Raw genomic sequence first — 16,754 nt, forward strand, 5'->3', positions numbered from 1 at the left:
CCTCTGCTCCTCCGGGCTCGCCCGCCTGGCTCGACAGGCCCGCTCCGGGATGCGGGATGGGGTGCGCGGCCTCGCCGCGCGGTCAGGCCACCCCGAGCAGAGAACATGCCACGTCGGAGAAGCTGGAAACGCGGCGAAAGAAGGACGCGAGAGACCGGCTCAGCAGGAATGTCGGGATCCAGCCTGCCCCATGCGAGGCGGATTTGCACACGCGCGCTCTCCGCCGGGCGGGAGAGCCTGGCAGACGGCGCATCGGCGCAGGAAGCGCCATTTTCGTGATCGAGCTACTGGAGAGAAAGCTTGGCGACGAACGCGTCTCCGTCGCCGGCGCCCGAGAGCGGGCCTTGCCCGAAGTTGATGCTGCCGTAGAAGCGGCCGGCGACCAGCGCGCTCCCGGCCGCGTCCGCCGCCACGTCGAGGCCCACCTGCGTCTGGGCATCTCCGAACAGCGCGCCGAAGAGCTGCTCTCCAGCGGGGCTGAGCTTGACCAGGTAGACATCGGTCCTGCCCCGGCTCGTGAGCGGCCCGGCGCCGAAGTCCGCTGACCCGAACAGCGGCCCCGCGAGCAGCGTGTTGCCGTCCGGGTCCACCGCGACGCTCGCGCGCGCGCCCGTCTCGAAGTCGGTGTGGAGCTGGTCCTCGGCGTCGCCGAAGCGCCGGCTGAAGAGGTGCGCGCCGGCGCCGGTGAGCCTCGCGACGAACAGGTCCCGCTCGCCGGCGCTCGAGAGCGGCGCGCCGCCGAGGTCGAGGGTCGACGTGAACGTGCCCGTGAGGACCAGGTCGCCCGTGGCCTCGTGGACCGCGACGTCGTGGGCCTCGTCGGCGCCCTCGCCGCCGAACCGGGCGCTGTGGACGTGGGCCCCCGTGGGGTCGAGCTTCGCGAGGAAGATGTCCGAGAGCCCCGCGCTCTCGAGCGGCCCGCCGCCGAGGTCGATCGCCCCGGCGAAATGCCCCGCGACCACGACGTTGCCGTCCGCGTCCGCCGCGACCGCGTGGGCGTAGTCGTCGCCCTCGCCGCCGGCGCGCAGCGCGAAGCGCGTCTCGCCGCGCGGATCGAGCGACAGCACGAAGGCGTCGCGCCCCCCCGCGCTGGAGAGCGGGCCGGCGCCGAAGTCCACGGCCCCTTCGAAGCCGCCCGCCACGAGCACGTTGCCCGCCCGGTCCACGGCGATCCGGTCGCAGCGATCCTCGCCCGAGCCGCCGAAGATCCGGCTCCAGACGTGGTCGCCGTCGGCGTCGAGCTTCGCGACGAACACGTCGTCGCGCCCGCGCGACGCGAGCTCCCCGCCGCCGAGATCGATGCGGCCGAAGGCGCGCCCCGCGACGACGATCTCGCCGCCCGGGCCGACGTCGACCGCCATCGCGAACTGGTTGCCGTCGCCCGGGAACCGCTTGCTCCAGAGGTGCGTGCCGAAGCGGTCGAACTTCGCCACGAAGGCGTCGACGCCCGTGGCCTCGAGCGGGCCCCCGCCGAAGTCGACGACGCCCTCGAGCTGGCCGGCCACGACCACGTTCCGCTGCGCGTCGACCGCCACGGACCGGGCATACTGGCCGTTCGCGTCGCCGAAGCCGCGGCTCCACACGTCCTCGCAGGGCGGCTCGAGCCCGTCGCAGTCCTCGTCCTCGGGCGTGTCGCACGCGTCGAACGCGGGCAGGACCTCCCCGGTGCACGGGCCCCACGACGTCCCCTCCGCGTTGCAGGTCCGCTGCCCGGCCTCGCAGAGCCCGACGCCGAGCGTCCCCTCCGGGCCCGTGTAGCACGCCTCCTGCGCCCCCGGCTGGCACACGCAGCCGGGGCAGCCGCAGCCCTCGCCGCTGCACGTGTCCGGCGTGAGCGCCGCGATCCAGGCGGCGACGCACGCGAGCTCCTCGGGCGAGTACGCCGCCCCGCCGAGCGGCATGCGCGCGCCGCACGACGGCGCGTCCGTGAGCTTCACGTAGAGCACGCTGTCCTCCGGCCGCGCGGGATCGGCGAGCACCCCGGCGCAGCTCTGGGCCGGGACGCCGGCCACGCGGGCCTCGACGCCGAGCGTGACGAGATCGAGCGCCGCCGCGGGCTCGCCCGGCCCGTGGCAGCTCTGGCCGCCGCACCGCTCGACGAACGTCGCGGGCACGTCGGCGCACGCGGCGCTCCCCCCCTCCCCTGAGCCGCCGCCCGGCCGCTCGAACCGCCACGGATCGTCGATCGTCCCCGGACACCCCGAGAGCAGCGGCAGCGCCGGCGCGGCGAGCGCCGCCGCCACCCAGAGCCCGCGGCGACGAAGGCCCCGCGCGGCGCCCGCCGCGCGACCGGCGCGCCCGTCAGTACGCATGAGACACCCCCAGGTGAACGCCGAAGAGCTGATCGAGCGCCCCGCCGGCGACGTGGAGGTCGCCGGGCTCGGAGTCGAAGTCATAGAAGAACCGCGTGTACGACGCGCCCGCGCGCGCCTCGGTCCGCGGCGCGAACGGGACCGCGAGCGCGAGCCTCAGATCGACGCCGTGGGCGCTCGGCTCGCGGAAGTACGACGCGAGCCTGCCGGTCGAGAGCGGCGCCTGGTAGCCGCCCCCCGCCTCGAGCGCCACCGGGCCGAGCGGCAGACGGCCGTCCAGCGCCAGCCGCAAGCTGACGTACGAGACGGACGCCGCGTCGCGCGAGGGATCCCCGGTGGGCTCGATATCGAAGCCGGTCCAGGCGAGCCCGAAGGTCCCGAACACGACCGGCCCGGCCTGCCCGTCCAGGCGATAGCGGCCCCGCAGGCCGGCGTGCAGCCGGTTCCAGGACGTCGACGCGCGCGCTCCGCCCGCGCCCTCGGAGTCGAGGCCCAGGGCGCGGGCGTACGAGAGCGAGAGGCCGAGATCGCGGAGCACCGGGAGCGCGCTCCGCGCGAGCGGGAACAGCTCGCCCCAGACGCACGGCATGGGCACGCCGAGCGCCTCGTAGGTGCGGAGGTTCTCGGAGAGCAGATCGCTATAGGAGAGCGCGCGGCCCGCGATCTCCAGGTCGACCCCCGCCACGAAGAGCGCAGTCCCCACGGGGGGTGGGCCATCGTCCTGGTCGCGCGCCCCGGCCGCGGCCTGCGCGCCGTCGGCCCGCGCGACGGGCGCCGCGGCGAGCGCCGACAGGGCCGTGACGAGCGCCGCGGCCGCCGGGGAGCAACCCGCGCGCCGCCGGGAGCTCGCGTGAAGGACAGAACGGGCGAGCGTTCGCCTTTGCATCGGCCGCGAGCATAGTCGCTCTGCGCTGCCCGGGTCGAGCGCCGCGCGCGAGGTCGGGAGTCCGCGGTAAGGCGTGTGCGCAGAAAAGGGTCCTCCGGCCCCCGAGCTCCCACTCGATTCGCGCTCTCGGCTCGCCGTGCCTATCCGGGAGAAGCGGACTACTCTAGGCTCCGTGGATGATGGCGAGACGGCGCGCCGCGTCCGCTGCACGCTCCACAGCGCGCCGCACAGCGCGCCGCACACCGCAGCGACCCGCTGCGCCCTCGCCCCTTGCTCGCATTCGCTGACGAGGCATATGGCTGAACCCCGAGCTCTCCGCTGGCCTATCGGCTTGCTCCTCCTCGCCTCCTGTACAGGCCAGTTCGGCGACCTGCCGGCGCACGACGGGGCCGGGGGCGGCGGCGAGGCGACGGCCCCGCTCTGCACCACGATCGAGCCCGGCGAGTCCCCGCTCCGCCGGATGACACGGGTGGAGTACGACAACACGATCTTCGATCTCCTCGGCGACGACAGCCGCCCTGCGCGGGGCTTCGTCCCCGAGGAGGAGTCGCTCGGCTTCAACAACCAGGCGGCGGCGCTCGTGGTGAGCCCGCTGCTCGCCGAGCAGTACATGTCGGCGGCCGAGTCGATCGCGGCGCGCGCGGTCGGCAGGCTGCTCGACGAGGTGCCCTCCTGCCGCGAGGCCGCGGGGGGCGACGCCTGCCGCGACGAGGTCGAGGCGTTCATCGCCGCGTTCGGCAAGCGGGCGTTCCGCCGGCCGCTCGCCGCGGACGAGGTCGCCGAGCTCGCGGAGCTCTTCCGGCAGGGGCTCACCCTGGGCGAGGCGCCCGACGTCGCGGACGCGGAGACCGGCCTCTCCCTCGTCGTCCAGGCGATGCTCCAGTCGCCGCACTTCCTCTACCGGGTCGAGTTCGGCATGCCCGATCCGGTGGAGGGCGACGTCGTGCCGCTCACCTCCTACGAGATCGCCTCGCGGCTCTCGTACCTCCTGTGGGGCACGATGCCCGACGACGCGCTCTTCGCGGCCGCCGAGCAGGGCGCCCTCGGCACGGCGGAGGAGATCGAGGCGCACGCGCGGCGCATGCTGGAGGACCCGCGGGCGCGCGAGGCCGTGAAGAGCTTCCATCGCCAGTGGCTCGGGCTCGAGAAGATCGGCGAGATCGCCGCGGGCGGGAAGGACCCGGAGCTCTACCCCGAGTACCGGGACGAGCTCTTGCCGCTCTTCCAGGCCGAGACCGAGGCGTTCCTGGATCACGCGATCTTCGAGCAGGACGCCAGCGTCAGCACGCTGTTCACGGCGTCGTACTCGATGATGAACCGCGAGCTCGCCGAGCTCTACGGCGTCGAGGGCGGCCCGCGCGGCGAGGCGTTCGAGCGGGTCGAGCTCGACCCGTCGCAGCGCGCCGGCTTCATCACGCACGCCGGGCTCCTGTCGCTCTACGCGAAGCCGAACCGCTCCTCGCCGGTGCACCGCGGCCGGTTCGTGCGCCAGAGCCTGCTCTGCCAGATCCCGCCGCCGCCGCCGGACGTGGTGCCCGAGCCGCCGATGGTCGACCCGACCAAGACGACGCGCGAGCAGTTCTCCCAGCACGTGGCGGATCCGGGCTGCCGGAGCTGCCACAAGCTGCTCGATCCGATCGGGTTCGGCTTCGAGCACTACGACGCGCTCGGGCGCTGGCGGGACACCGAGAACGGCATCCCGGTCGACGCCTCCGGCGAGCTCACGCAGACCGACGTCGACGGCCCGTTCGACGGCGCGGTCGAGCTCGCGCACCGGCTCGCGGAGAGCGAGCAGGTGCGCGCGTGCGTGGTGAAGCAGTGGTTCCGCTTCGGCCACGGGCGCGCCGAGCAGGGCGAGGACCACTGCAGCATCGCGCAGGCGACCGAGGCGTTCGAGGCGTCGAGCTACAACATCAAGGCGCTGCTCGTGGCGCTGACGCAGACCGACGCGTTCCGCTACCGGCGCGCGATCGACGCGTCGGGCGCCGCGCCGGGCGGGCCGGGAGGAGAGCCGTGATGAAGCCGTTTCGACTCAGCCGCCGCGCGGTGCTCCGGGGCCTCGGGGGCGCGGCGCTCGCGCTGCCGTTCCTCGAGGCGATGGGCTGTTCCAGGCAGCACGCCCCCGCGTCCGAGGAGACCGGGCGGGCCGGGTTCGGGGTCGAGTTCCCGAAGCGGTTCGTCGTCCTCTACACGCCGAACGGCACCGTCCCGCCGGACTTCTGGCCGTCGTCCTCGACGCTCCGCAACGGCGAGGAGCTCTCGCCGATCCTCGCGCCGCTCAAGGATCACAACGAGGATCTGCTGGTGCTCGGCAACGTGAGCGCGCTGTCGGCGCTCGTGGGGCCGGGCGACGCGCACCAGAAGGGGACGGGCCAGTGCCTGACCGCGCGCGCGATGCAGGAGGGCGACTTCCCCGGCGACGCGGGGCTGTCGTGCGGCTGGGCCGACGGGATCTCGCTCGATCAGGAGATCGCGAACCACATCGGGACGAAGAACAAGTTCCCCTCGCTCGAGCTCGGCGTCCTCGTCCACGGGGCGAACGTGGGCGCGCGCATCGCGTACCGCGGCCCGGCGCAGCCCCTGCCGCCGGAGAACAGCCCGTACGCCGCGTTCGACCGCCTCTTCTCCGACCTGTCGGTCGGCTCGGACGACGCGGCGCGGAAGACGGAGCAGCGCCGGGCGGTGCTCGGCAAGGTGTACGCCGACTACGATCGGCTGCGGAAGCGGCTCGGCGCGGCGGATCGGGAGAAGCTCGACGGGCACCTCGCGTCGGTGGAGGACATCGCCTCGCGGCTCGACCGCGGCTCGGCGCCGACGTCGGAGGCGTGCGCCGCGCCGGTGCTGACGCCGGACGTCGACGTCGACCGGGTCGCCAGCATGCCGGAGCTCTGCAGGCTCCAGCTCGACCTCATCGCGATGTCGTTCGCCTGCGACCTCACGCGGGTCGCGAGCCTCCACTTCACGAACTCCGCGACGGCGAAGGTGCTGAGCTTCCTCGGACAGGACATCACCGAGGGCCACCACCCGATGGCGCACAACGGCTACGCCGATCCGGTGAACCGCGAGCGGCTCAGCCGGATCAGCCGCTTCTACGCCGGCCAGCTCGCGTACCTGATCTCGAAGCTGAAGAGCATGCCGGAGGGCGACGGCTCGGTCTTCGACAACACGGTGATCTTCTGGACCAACGAGCACGCGGACGGCAATCACCTGCGCAAGAACATCCCCTATGTGCTCGCCGGGAGCGCCGGCCGCCATTTCAAGACGGGCCGCTACGTCGTCCAGCCGAAGGAGGTCGCGCACAACGACCTGCTCCTCTCGCTGCTCCACGCGATGGGCGTCGAGGCCGACTCGTTCGGGGATCCAAACTATTGCACCGGGCCGCTCACGGGGCTCACGGCCTGAAGGAGGAGGGGGGCCCTCCGGCTCGGTCAGCCCTGCTCGCCGTCCGTGTCGAAGAGGACCCTGAACCCGCCCCAGATCATGCGCTTGCCGTCGAACGGCGCTTCCCCTGCATTCTGCATGCGCGGGTCGTTCATGATCTTCTGCTGCGCCTGGTCGCGCACCTCCTTCGAGGGCCACACGATCCAGGAGAACACGACGTTCTCGCCGGGCTCGGCCTTCACTGCGCCCTTGAAGTCGGTGATCTTGCCGTCGGGGATGTCGTCGCCCCAGCACTCGACGAGGCGCGTGGCGCCGTGCTCCTTGAAGATCGGGGCGACGTGCTCGCACACCTTTCGATAGGCGTCCTTCTTGTCTGCGGGAACCGGAACAACGAAGCCGTCGATGTAGCTCATGGGCGCGATGATGAGAACCGGTCGCGCACGGCGTCAAGCGCCTGGAAAAGACCCGAGCGAGATCCGCGAGGTAGGGTACGCGCCCGATGCGCCGCTCGACGGCGAGGTGGCTCTCCCGTCGAGTTATGGAGACAGGGGCCGACTCGGGCGCTCTCTCTGCCATGCGCCTCGATCGAGAATGGTCCCGGGGCGCGGCGTCCATGGCTCCGGGACAGGGATGTCCGACGCTCGGGAGAGCGCGAGCGGCCCGCGCCCTGGGCCGTCACTCGACGACGATGGAGGAGATCTGGTCGTTCATGGCGCCCAGGGTCGCCGCGTCGGCGGTGTACTGGATTGACGTGCCGGAGAACGGCGAGTCGTAATACACCGTGACCGTGTAGCCGGGGGGCACCTGGATCGAGGAGATCCAGTCGTTGCCGATCGCGCGGGCGCCCAGGTCGCTCGCGTCGTACTGCCCGCGGTCGAGCACGACCGCCCTGCCGCCGAAGCCCGGGTTCTCGTACACGGCGATGCCCGAGGTGGCAGGCAGCGGGGCCTGGTTGTTCGAGTACTGCTGCCACAGGGTCTCCACGTCGTATCCCGTCAGGTCGACCCACGTCTGGCTCGAGTACGTCCCGGCGCGCAGGATGTCGTCGAGCTCGTCGGCCACCGGCGTCTGGCTCGCGCGGTACGTCGCGTCGATCCACTTGAAGAAGGCGGCCGCGTCACCGTAGCCGAACAGGTAGTGCGCCCCGTACGTCCATCCGCTCGGGATCGACCAGCCGGCAGCCGCGTTCTGGAGGCCGTAGGCGTCACGCACGTAGTCGGCGATGCCCTCGACGATCCACCCGGGGACCGGGCCCGAGTAGGACTGGACGATGTGCATGATCTCGTGCACGACCGCGTCCGTGTCCAGCGGGTTGTCGAGCATGTGCTGCTTGTTGTAGTACGTGTTGCCGTTGCTCGCCCAGGCGACGCCGGGGTCCTCGGTGATGATCAGGCCCACCGTGGTGGGCGCGGCCGGGTTGAAGCGCTGGACGAGCTGCGGATACACGCTGTGGAACGTGCAGATCATGTCCTCGAGGATCTCATCGTCGAAGCCCGGGACGGTGGTGACGTCGAGGGTGTACGGGCTGCCGTCGCCGCACGCCGGAGCGGGCGCGCCGCCCTCGAAGCGCAGGTGGTCGACGACGGTGGCCGCGCTGGAGCTCGGGGCGTTCAGCGTCAGCGTGATCCGGAGATCGGAGGTGCTCTGCTGGAGCGCGCTCTTGATGGAGGCCGGCACCGCAAACGCGAGCGTGCTCCACGTGCCCGCCGGCAGGCCCTGCAGCGACGCCTGACCCAGCCAGGCCCTGTTCAAGCCGAGGGTCGGGCTGCTCACGAGCACCTGCACCTGGCCCCAGGCCGGGCTCGCGGGGAGCCGGATGTCGAGCGCGAGCTCGTCCGTGACGCCCGACAGGGTGGAGAGCGCCGGCGAGGTCAGCTCCGCGTACGTGAAGCCGCGCAGCCCGAGCGCGGCCGCGCCCTCGGTGTGGAGCGTCGACGACTCGCGGATCCCGGAGGATGCCGTCCAGTCGGCCACGTCCTCGAACCCGAAGACCCGCTCCTGCTGCGTCAGCGCGAGCTCGGCTGTCCCGGCCTCGTCGTGAGGCGCGCCGGCCACGGCGCAGGCGCCCAGCGCCCAGCTCGCCAGCAAGAGGCTCCCTCGGCCCAGCAGCCTGGATGTTCTGTGGTGGATCGTTCCTGTCATGTTCATCCCTGCGCGCGCATCGAGGGCGTGCCCGCGCGGCGCGGCTCGCTCGATCCGCGCGCTCGCCACGAGCACCAGTGAGAGCGGGCTCTGCGCGTCAGCGCCCGCTCGCTCGCCCCATGGATGCTGCCAGGCGCGGGGGTCCTTCACGAAATCGTGCTCGGCCGCCTCGCGCGGCGCGGGGCCGGATCACGGGCCTGTCCCCGCCCATCCGCCCTCGCCGTGCCTCAGGGAGCCGCGCGTGGGCGCCTCGTCACGCCCGGACCTCGGCCGGCTCGCCCTGCTCGCCGCGCAGGAAGGCCAGCGCCGCGCTGGCGAACTGGGCTCTCCACTCGCCGAAGATGGGGCCGTGCCCGCCGTTCGGGAGGATCCACAGGCAAGCACGCGGGATCGCCCGGTACATCTCCAGGGAGAGCTCGACCGGATAGAAGGGATCGCGGTCGCCGTTCACGATCATCGTCCGCGCCGTGATGGTCGACAGGTACGGAGGCGTGAAGCTCATGTCATCGTAACTCTCCGCGAAGTGCCGCGGCTGCCGCCACAGCGCCAGGATCTGCTCGTCGCCGAGCTCGTGGCGGCCCCTCATCGCCGCCCACTCCTCGGCCGACCGGGGCGCATCGGAGAACGCTCGCATCAGCGCCCTCGCCTGCTCCGGGAAGTACGGTGTCGCGGCCACGAGGATCATGGACTCGACGCGATCCGGCTGCTGGGTGGCCATGTGCAGGAGGACATTGGCGCCGAAGCTGAGGCCCACCGCCCGGTACCTCGTCACCCCGAGCTGGTCGAGGAGGGCGAGGACGTCGAGGGCGCACTGTCGAATCGTGAACGGCGCGCCCGGGCTGGTCGACCGGCCGTGCCCGCGCAGATCGGGAGCGATGACCGTGTAGGTGCGCCCGAGCTCCGCGAGATCGAACACGTGCCCCCAGTCGCCGCTCGTCCCGGTGAAGCCGTGGAGCAACACGAGCGGCTCCCCTTCACCGTGGAGGTCGTAGTGCATCTCGATGCCATCGAGGCGCGCGGTGCGCGCGCCGATCTGCGCTGTCGTCATGGCTCCCTCCTGTCGCCCGCCGCGGGCGATCCGCGGCCGGGACACCCGAGCTCTAGGCGGAGCTCGTCGGTCTTGATAGCTGTGCCGTTCGCGGCGAGAATGCGCCCCGGTCGTCGAGGGGAGGCCGACTCGCCCGCTGCGCCGAGCCGCGCTGAACAGAAGCTCAGCGCCCGCGCGCCGGTCAGCGACCGAGAAAAGGGCGCAGGAAATCCTCGGCCTCGCGGAGGATGCGTGGGATCGACGCCACGAGATCGTGGCCGTCGTCCACCTCGATGAGCCGCACATGCCGCTTCCCCGCCGCGAAGCCGCGCGACAGCGCGATCTCGACCACGTCGTCCTTCTGGCCGTGGAGGATCAGCGTGGGCACCCGCACGTCGGGCCAGCCGCCCGAGCGCTCATCCACCTCGGCCGCGTCCACGGCGAAGCCGAAGTCCACCCGGGCGCGCCGCCTCTCCGCGTGGTCGTCGACCTCGAGCCAGCCCCGCTCCTCCCACGCGCGAAACTCCTCCTCGCCGAGCCGCTGCCGCCAGCGCTCCATGATCCGGAACGCCGGCGCGAGCAGCACGAGCGCGCACACCCGCGCGTCCTCCTCGGCCACGCGACACGCGGCGAGGCCGCCGAGGCTCGAGCCCATCAGCACGGCCCGGTCGCGCTCGCCGCCGATCGCCTGCTTCACGACGTCCATCATCGCGCGGAGGCGCAGCCCCTCGAGCGAGGGGACCCGCAGGTCGAGCCGCTCGACGGCGATCCCGCGGCGCGCGAAGTGCGCGGCGACCGCCACGCCCTTGGTCGAGCTCGGCCCCGAGGCGAAGCCGTGCAGGTAGAGCCAGCGCGGGCCGGCGACGGTGGGCGGGGTCGACATGATCCTGTGGCGGAGCCTACGGCGATCGTGCGCCGACCGGCAAGCCGCGCCCCGCTGTCGGCCCCGTGCCCTCGCCCTCCCTCGGCCGGCCTGCGCGTGTCCGGCGTCGCGCGTTTCGCGGGTTTCACGCGCTTCGCGCGGGGAGGACGATGCGGTATGAGGCGCCGTAGACACCATGATCCGAGCCGCCACCGCCGCCGATATCCCCACCATCGCCCGCCTCATCCGCATGCTCGCCGAGTACGAGCGGCTCGCGCACGAGGTCGTCTTCGACGAGCGAGAGCTCGAGGCGCAGCTCTTCGGCCCCAGGCCTGCGGCCGAGGTCGTCCTGGCCGAATCGGAGGGGACCGCCGTCGGGTTCGCCCTGTTCTTCCAGTCCTTCTCCACCTTCCTCGGCAAGCCCGGGATCTACCTCGAAGACCTGTTCGTGCTGCCGGAGCACCGCGGGGCGGGCCACGGCAAAGCCCTCCTCGTGCACCTGGCGAAGCTCGCCGTCCAGCGCGGCTGTGGGCGGTTCGAGTGGTCGGTGCTCGACTGGAACGAGCCCGCGATCGGCTTCTATCGGAAGCTCGGCGCGACACCGATGGACCAGTGGACCGTCTACCGCCTCACCGGCGAGGCGCTCGCGCAGCTCGCGCGCGGTTGAGCCACCGATCGACGCCGCGCCGCCCCGGGGTCTTTAGATGCACCCCCGACCGGGGTGGCGCCGCTGTCCCGACCTCACGTTAGGGCCACGCCGGATAGGCGCGCTACCGGACGTCCTCTACGCTGGCGCACGTCTCTGTCGCAGACAGCATGTGTGGAGGGGTCGAATGCAGATGCAGATGCAGGAGCAGCCCAGGACCGGCGAGCTCGACATCGGGGTGTTCAACCTGGATGAGCGCGGCCTGGACGCACAGCCGTTCGGGATCATCCGGCTGGATCGAAACGCCACGGTGCTCTCCTACAACTCCTACGAGGAGCACCACGCGCGCCGGAAGCGACAGGACGTGATAGGAAGGCATTTCTTCACCGAGGTGGCCCCCTGCAGCCGGGTGAGGCGGTTTTACGGGCGTTTCCTGCTCGGGGTCGAGCAGCGAGCGCTCGACGCCACCTTCGGCTTCGTGTTCTATTTCCCCCACAAGACACGGCACGTCGACGTCTCCCTGGTCTACCGGCGGGCCGCGCACGTGCGGGACGACGCCATCTGGGTGATCCTCCGCGGCTAGCGCACCTGCGGGAAGTCGGGCCGAGAGGCGAACCGCCATGACGAAAAGGGCGCCAAGAAATTAGGAAAGTAGAAGGGGGAAATGGAGGGACGACCCTTCCCCTCTCTTCTTGGCGTCACTGGCGCAATGGCGGGTCTTCTGCTGATCCGGGGCAACTTTTCGCAGTAGCGCTAGGCTCTGTCTGACGAGCGTCGCGAGCGGCCCGAGCCCAGGGAGCGCATGCGAGGGCGGACCAGCCCTCCTAGCAGCTCGGTGAGCCTCTCCTCGAGGATTCCAACACCAACTGGCATCACTGGTGGAGCGGCCCCAGCGGGAGCACCCCCCGGAGCTATGCCAACCATGTCGAGCACGTGGCGGGCGCCGGCTTCGCGTGGGGCGTGAGGGAGAAATACCACACGTCCTCGTCATGCACGATCTGAGGCGAGGCGCCACCCGGCGGGCCCCTCGCTACTCCGCGCGGAGCGCCTCGACCGGGGCGAGCCGTGCGGCGCGCCACGCGGGGTAGAGGCCGAACACGACGCCCACGACCAGCGACAGGCCGAGCCCCAGCGCGATCGACCAGGGCTCCACGTGGAAGTCCCAGCGGCCGACCACGCGCGCGAGCAGCCGCCCGGACAGCCACGAGACGCCCACGCCCGACAAGACGCCGATCACGCCGCCGAGCAGCGAGACCGCCGCCGCCTCGCAGAGGAACTGCAGGAGGATCGCGCGGGGGGACGCGCCGACCGCGCGGCGGACGCCGATCTCCCGCGTCCGCTCGGTCACGGTCACCAGCATGATGTTCATGACGTTGATGCCCCCCACGACCAGCGCGACGACGCCGGTGCTGAGCAGGAGCCCCTCGATGACGCCCAGCACGAGCGCCTCCCGGCCACGGGTGTCCTCGTCCTCGATCGTGAAGTTCTTCACGCCGTGGTGCCGGCGCAGGAGCGTCGCCTCGATGACGCCGCGGAGCACGGCGCGCGGGGACCGGACCTCGACGCGCGGATCCCGGCGCACGTAGAGGCGGTCCGCCCGGTGCTCCGGCGAGAGCAGCGCGTCGTAGGTCGTCTCCGGGACGAGGACCCTGCGGTTCCAGAGGTCCGTGCCGCGCGTGGAGCCCAGGATCGGCCGATCCTTCAGCACGCCGACCACCGTCCAGACGTGCCCCTCCGCGACGAGGTGGAGCGCCTCGGCCGCCGCGGCCCGCGCGGGGGGGCCGCCGAAGAGCTCGGCCCAGACCTCGTGGCCGACAACGCACACGCGCCGCCGCGCCGCGAGATCCCCCTCGCCGAGGGAGCGGCCCGCCGCGAGCTCGAGCGCGTAGAGCGCGGGCGTCGCCGGCGCCGCGCTGACCAGGGTGATCCGCTTCGTCTTGCGGCCGGCGCGCGCCTCGGTCGGGCGCGCCGACTCGCTCAGCGCGGCGGCGCCGCCGAGCGCCCGCGACCCGGCGAGCGCGCGGGCGTCGTCCCGTGAGAGCTCGCGCCGGGCGCGGCGCCGGTCGCCGAGGCTCACCTCGGCGGGGCGGATCTGGATCAGATCGGCCTCCACGGCCTGCTGGCTCGCCCGGAGCAGCGCCTCCTCGCCGCCCGCGAGCAGCGAGGAGAGCAGCACGATCGCGCCGGCGCCGATCACGATGCCGAGCAGCGTGAGCGCGGCGCGGGTCCGGTGCGCCACGACGGCGCGCGCCTCGTGGAGGAGGTCGAGGGGGCTCATCGCCGCAGCGCCTCCGCCGGGTCGAGCCGGCCCGCGCGCCGGGCCGGCAGCCACCCGAACGCCACGCCCACGAGGCCGGAGACGAGGAGCGCCGCGACCACCGCCGACGTCGAGACCGCGCCGACCCAGCCCGGCGTGAAGCGGCGGATGAGCGCCGAGGCGAGGTGGGCCGCGGCCCCGCCGCAGAGGGCCCCGAGCAGGCCGCCGAGGCCGGAGAGCAGCGCCGCCTCGCACAGGAACTGGGCGCCGATGTCGCGCGGCGCCGCCCCGAGCGCCTTGCGGACGCCGATCTCGCGCACGCGCTCGGACACGCTGACGAGCATCATGTTCATCACGCCCACGCCGCCGATGAGCAGCGCGACGCCCGCGATGAGGCCGACGATCGCCTTCATCACGGCCACCGTCCCCTCGAATTTCCGCAGGATGCCGCCGAAATCGAGGAGGGTGAAGTCGTCGACGCCGTGGTGGCGCTCCACGAGGAGCGCGTTGAGGATGCGCTTCACCGGATCGTTGTTGCGGGGATCGTCGGTCTTGACGACGAGGAGCGCCGAGGCGCGCGCGGCCTCCTCGACGTCCGCCACCGTGTCGATGGGCGCGACCAGCAGATCGACCCAGTCGAAGCCGAAGTCGACGCCGAGGCGCGCGCGGTCCTCGAGCACGCCGACGACGCGGCAGCGGAGGTCGCCGACCGTGACCGACCGGCCGAGCGGGTCGCCGCGGAAGAGCCGCTCCGCGAGCCTCGGCCCGGCGACGCAGACGCGTGCGCGGCGGCGATCCTCCTCGTCGGTGAAGGCGCGGCCGCGGGCGACGCGCATCCGGAAGGCGCCGAGGAAGCCGCTGTCGGCCGCGACGAGGTGGGCGCGATCCTCCGTGCCCTCGTCGGAGATCACGTCCTGGGGCCCGAGCGGCGCGTACGCCGCGCGCTCGACCACGTGCGGCACGCCGCGCGCGAGCCGGTCGCGGTCCCGCCGGGTGAAGCCGGTCGTGAACATCGCCCTCTTCCGCGCGGCGCGCTCCGGCTCCTTCGGCACGACGAGGACGAGCCGCGCCCCGCCGAGCTCCTCGAGGCCGCGGCTCAGCGTGAGCAGGCCGCTCTCGGCGAGCGAGATCATGAGCACGATGGCGGAGGCGCCGAGCGCGATGCTGAGCACCGTGAGCAGCGACCGCAGCCGGTGCGCCGAGAGCGCCCTCGCGGCGATCGAGAGAGGGACGAGCCACCTCACATCCGGGTCTCGTTCGGGGCCGCCGAGGGCGGGTTGATGAGCACGCGGGCCCCTTCCGGGATGCCGCTCACGACCTCGACCTCGCGGTCGTTGCGCGCGCCGAGCGCGACCTCCACCTCCTCGGTGATCGGCTCGCCGTCCGGCCCGTCGACCACGCGCGTCACGCGCTGCTTGCCGCCCTCCTCGGCGACGGCCTCGATCGGCAACGAGACCACGCCCGGCCTGCTGTCGAGCAGGATGCGCACGTCCGCCGTCATCCCGGGCCGGAGGAGGCCATCGACCCCGGAGAGCTCGGCCTCGACCGGGAAGACCTCGACCTCGCGGCCCTCGCGCTTCACCGAGGCGGGCGCGATCCGGGTAACCGTGGCCGTGTACGTCCTGCCGGGCAGGGCGTCGAGCGTCAGGGTCGCCGGCTGGCCGAGCGCCACCTTGGCCACGTCGATCTGGTGGAGATCGACCTTCACCACGAGCGTCGAGAGATCGGCCACGGTGAGCAGCGCCTTGGCCTCGAAGGTCGACTCCACGCCCGGCGTGACGACCTCGCCGGGATCGATGTCGCGCTGGATCACGGTGCCATCGATGGGCGAGGCGATCTTCGTGTCCCGGAGCCGGTCCTTCGCCGCGCGCAGCGCGACCTCGGCGAGCCGGACCGCGATCGTCTTGACGGCGAGCTCGTGCCGGGCCTGGTCGCGCTCGTCCGCGCGGGTGACGCTGGCATCGACCCCGGCGGTCCGCCGCTCCGCCTCGATCCGGGCGAAGCGCGCGGCGGCCCTGGCCTGGGCGAGCTCGGCCTCGGCGCGGGCGACCTCGCGCGCGGGGTCGGTCGGATCGAGCACGAGCAGGAGCTCGCCCTTCGCGACCCGGGCGCCCTCGCCGGCGAGCACCTCGGCGACCTGGCCCGCGACCTTGGACTTGAGCTCGACCTGCTCGCCGGCCTCGATGCGCCCGGTCTCGAGGACCTCGACCGGGAGGTCGCCGCGCCGAGCGGTCACGACGAGCGCGGGGTCGATGGGCGCGGGGCCCGGGCCGCGCGCCGCGACGACGGCGGCGCCGCCCCCGGCGAGCGCCGCGACCGCGGCGAGCCACGGCCACCGCCGCCGCCTGCGCCGGGCGCTCACGGGGGGCCCCCGGGCCGCGCCGCCGGGACCTCCGCGCGCCGCCCGCGAGGGCCCGTGTCCTCGACGAGGGCGCCGTCGCGGAAGGTGACGACGCGGGTGGCGTAGCCGGCGATGGAGCGGTCGTGGGTGACGACGATCACCGTCATCCCCTGCGCGTGCAGCGCGCAGAACAGCTCCATGAGCTGCCGGGAGGTGGCCGAGTCGAGCGCGCCGGTCGGCTCGTCCGCGAGGAGCAGCGACGGCTCGTTGACGATGGCGCGGGCGACGGCGACGCGCTGCTGCTGGCCGCCGGAGAGCTGGCTCGGCCGGTGGTGCGCCCGGTCCTCGAGCCCCACGCGCGCGAGGGCGCGCGCGGCCCGCGCCCGCCGCTCGGCCGGCCGGACGCCGGCGTAGACCATCGGCAGCGCGACGTTCGCGAGGGCGCTGTCGCGCGGCAGGAGGTTGAACGACTGGAAGACAAACCCGATGTTCCGGTTGCGGATCCGGGCGAGTTCGACCTCGTCGAGCCGCTCGATCGGCTCGCCGTCGAGGAGGTACCGGCCCCCGGTGGGCCGATCGAGCGTGCCGATGACGTTCAGGGCCGTCGACTTGCCCGACCCCGAGGCGCCCATGATCGCGACCATCTCGCCCCGGGAGAGCTCCAGCGAGACACAGCGCAGCGCCTGCACGCCCACCTCCCCCATCCAGTACACCTTGGAGATCGCCTCGAGCTTGACGAGAGGAGCCATGGAGTCCTCGCCGATTCCGGCGCGCGCGCCGCGACGGCGGCCGCGGCGCGCGCGCTCGGATCGCCCTGGCACGCCCGGACATCCCGGGGCGTGTGGACCGGATCGCTTCAAGTCGCGTGCCGCAGGGGGCAGGCGGACGGGCTTCGGCGCG

At 72.9% G+C, this 16,754-nt stretch carries 14 protein-coding genes; 4 read left to right on the forward strand and 10 right to left on the reverse strand.

What is annotated here, in order from left to right:
- Positions 1 to 284: 284 nt before the first annotated feature.
- Both WMF31_RS31510 and WMF31_RS31515 read right to left on the reverse strand, forming a co-directional pair.
- Positions 285 to 2,312 carry an SBBP repeat-containing protein gene (locus WMF31_RS31510; RefSeq protein WP_436605488.1) on the reverse strand — a complete coding sequence of 676 codons (2,028 nt, stop codon included), beginning with the start codon at positions 2,310 to 2,312 and terminating at the stop codon, positions 285 to 287.
- Positions 2,302 to 3,198, reverse strand: a complete 897-nt coding sequence (locus WMF31_RS31515; RefSeq protein ID WP_436605489.1) for a hypothetical protein — start codon at positions 3,196 to 3,198, stop codon at positions 2,302 to 2,304. Before WMF31_RS31515 ends, WMF31_RS31510 begins: the two co-directional genes overlap by 11 nt.
- Before the next feature lie 331 nt (positions 3,199 to 3,529).
- Between WMF31_RS31515 and WMF31_RS31520 the strand changes: the two genes are divergently transcribed.
- Both WMF31_RS31520 and WMF31_RS31525 read left to right on the forward strand, forming a co-directional pair.
- Complete coding sequence (locus WMF31_RS31520; protein ID WP_436605490.1) at positions 3,530 to 5,215, forward strand: DUF1592 domain-containing protein; 1,686 nt, start codon at positions 3,530 to 3,532, stop codon at positions 5,213 to 5,215.
- Entirely contained in the window at positions 5,215 to 6,600 is a 1,386-nt protein-coding gene (locus tag WMF31_RS31525) for a DUF1552 domain-containing protein (protein WP_436605491.1), read from the forward strand. Before WMF31_RS31520 ends, WMF31_RS31525 begins: the two co-directional genes overlap by 1 nt.
- Positions 6,601 to 6,626: 26 nt before the next feature.
- Here the strand turns inward: WMF31_RS31525 and WMF31_RS31530 are convergent, their stop codons facing one another.
- The 4 genes from WMF31_RS31530 to WMF31_RS31545 all read right to left on the reverse strand — a co-directional run bounded on the left by WMF31_RS31530 (position 6,627) and on the right by WMF31_RS31545 (position 10,631).
- Positions 6,627 to 6,992 carry a DUF1428 domain-containing protein gene (locus tag WMF31_RS31530; protein WP_129345741.1) on the reverse strand — a complete coding sequence of 122 codons (366 nt, stop codon included), beginning with the start codon at positions 6,990 to 6,992 and terminating at the stop codon, positions 6,627 to 6,629.
- Between the two features lie 262 nt (positions 6,993 to 7,254).
- Complete coding sequence (locus tag WMF31_RS31535; RefSeq protein WP_436605492.1) at positions 7,255 to 8,721, reverse strand: basic secretory protein-like protein; 1,467 nt, start codon at positions 8,719 to 8,721, stop codon at positions 7,255 to 7,257.
- 253 nt (positions 8,722 to 8,974) lie between these two features.
- Complete coding sequence (locus WMF31_RS31540; RefSeq protein ID WP_436605493.1) at positions 8,975 to 9,769, reverse strand: alpha/beta fold hydrolase; 795 nt, start codon at positions 9,767 to 9,769, stop codon at positions 8,975 to 8,977.
- Between the two features lie 181 nt (positions 9,770 to 9,950).
- Complete coding sequence (locus WMF31_RS31545; RefSeq protein WP_436605494.1) at positions 9,951 to 10,631, reverse strand: YqiA/YcfP family alpha/beta fold hydrolase; 681 nt, start codon at positions 10,629 to 10,631, stop codon at positions 9,951 to 9,953.
- A gap of 175 nt (positions 10,632 to 10,806) precedes the next feature.
- Between WMF31_RS31545 and WMF31_RS31550 the strand changes: the two genes are divergently transcribed.
- The gene (locus tag WMF31_RS31550; protein ID WP_436605495.1) at positions 10,807 to 11,277 is read left to right on the forward strand and encodes an N-acetyltransferase family protein; all 471 of its coding nucleotides are present in this window, start codon (positions 10,807 to 10,809) and stop codon (positions 11,275 to 11,277) included.
- 166 nt (positions 11,278 to 11,443) lie between these two features.
- The gene (locus tag WMF31_RS31555; protein ID WP_436605496.1) at positions 11,444 to 11,839 is read left to right on the forward strand and encodes a PAS domain-containing protein; all 396 of its coding nucleotides are present in this window, start codon (positions 11,444 to 11,446) and stop codon (positions 11,837 to 11,839) included.
- Between the two features lie 447 nt (positions 11,840 to 12,286).
- Here the strand turns inward: WMF31_RS31555 and WMF31_RS31560 are convergent, their stop codons facing one another.
- Genes WMF31_RS31560 through WMF31_RS31575 form a run of 4 tightly spaced genes read right to left on the reverse strand, consistent with a single transcriptional unit; the run spans position 12,287 to position 16,603 of the window.
- The gene (locus WMF31_RS31560) at positions 12,287 to 13,534 is read right to left on the reverse strand and encodes an ABC transporter permease (protein ID WP_436605497.1); all 1,248 of its coding nucleotides are present in this window, start codon (positions 13,532 to 13,534) and stop codon (positions 12,287 to 12,289) included.
- A complete protein-coding gene (locus WMF31_RS31565) occupies positions 13,531 to 14,757 on the reverse strand; it encodes an ABC transporter permease (protein ID WP_436605498.1) in 1,227 nt (408 codons plus the stop codon). The genes WMF31_RS31560 and WMF31_RS31565 overlap by 4 nt, the downstream gene beginning before the upstream one ends.
- Positions 14,754 to 15,875, reverse strand: coding sequence for an efflux RND transporter periplasmic adaptor subunit (locus WMF31_RS31570; RefSeq protein ID WP_436605499.1), 1,122 nt, complete (start codon positions 15,873 to 15,875; stop codon positions 14,754 to 14,756). The genes WMF31_RS31565 and WMF31_RS31570 overlap by 4 nt, the downstream gene beginning before the upstream one ends.
- Positions 15,872 to 16,603 carry an ABC transporter ATP-binding protein gene (locus tag WMF31_RS31575; RefSeq protein ID WP_436605500.1) on the reverse strand — a complete coding sequence of 244 codons (732 nt, stop codon included), beginning with the start codon at positions 16,601 to 16,603 and terminating at the stop codon, positions 15,872 to 15,874. The genes WMF31_RS31570 and WMF31_RS31575 overlap by 4 nt, the downstream gene beginning before the upstream one ends.
- Positions 16,604 to 16,754 lie beyond the last annotated feature (151 nt).

The organism is Sorangium sp. So ce1036 (genome assembly GCF_051369805.1).
GTDB classification, from domain to species: domain Bacteria; phylum Myxococcota_A; class Polyangia; order Polyangiales; family Polyangiaceae; genus Sorangium; species Sorangium cellulosum_F.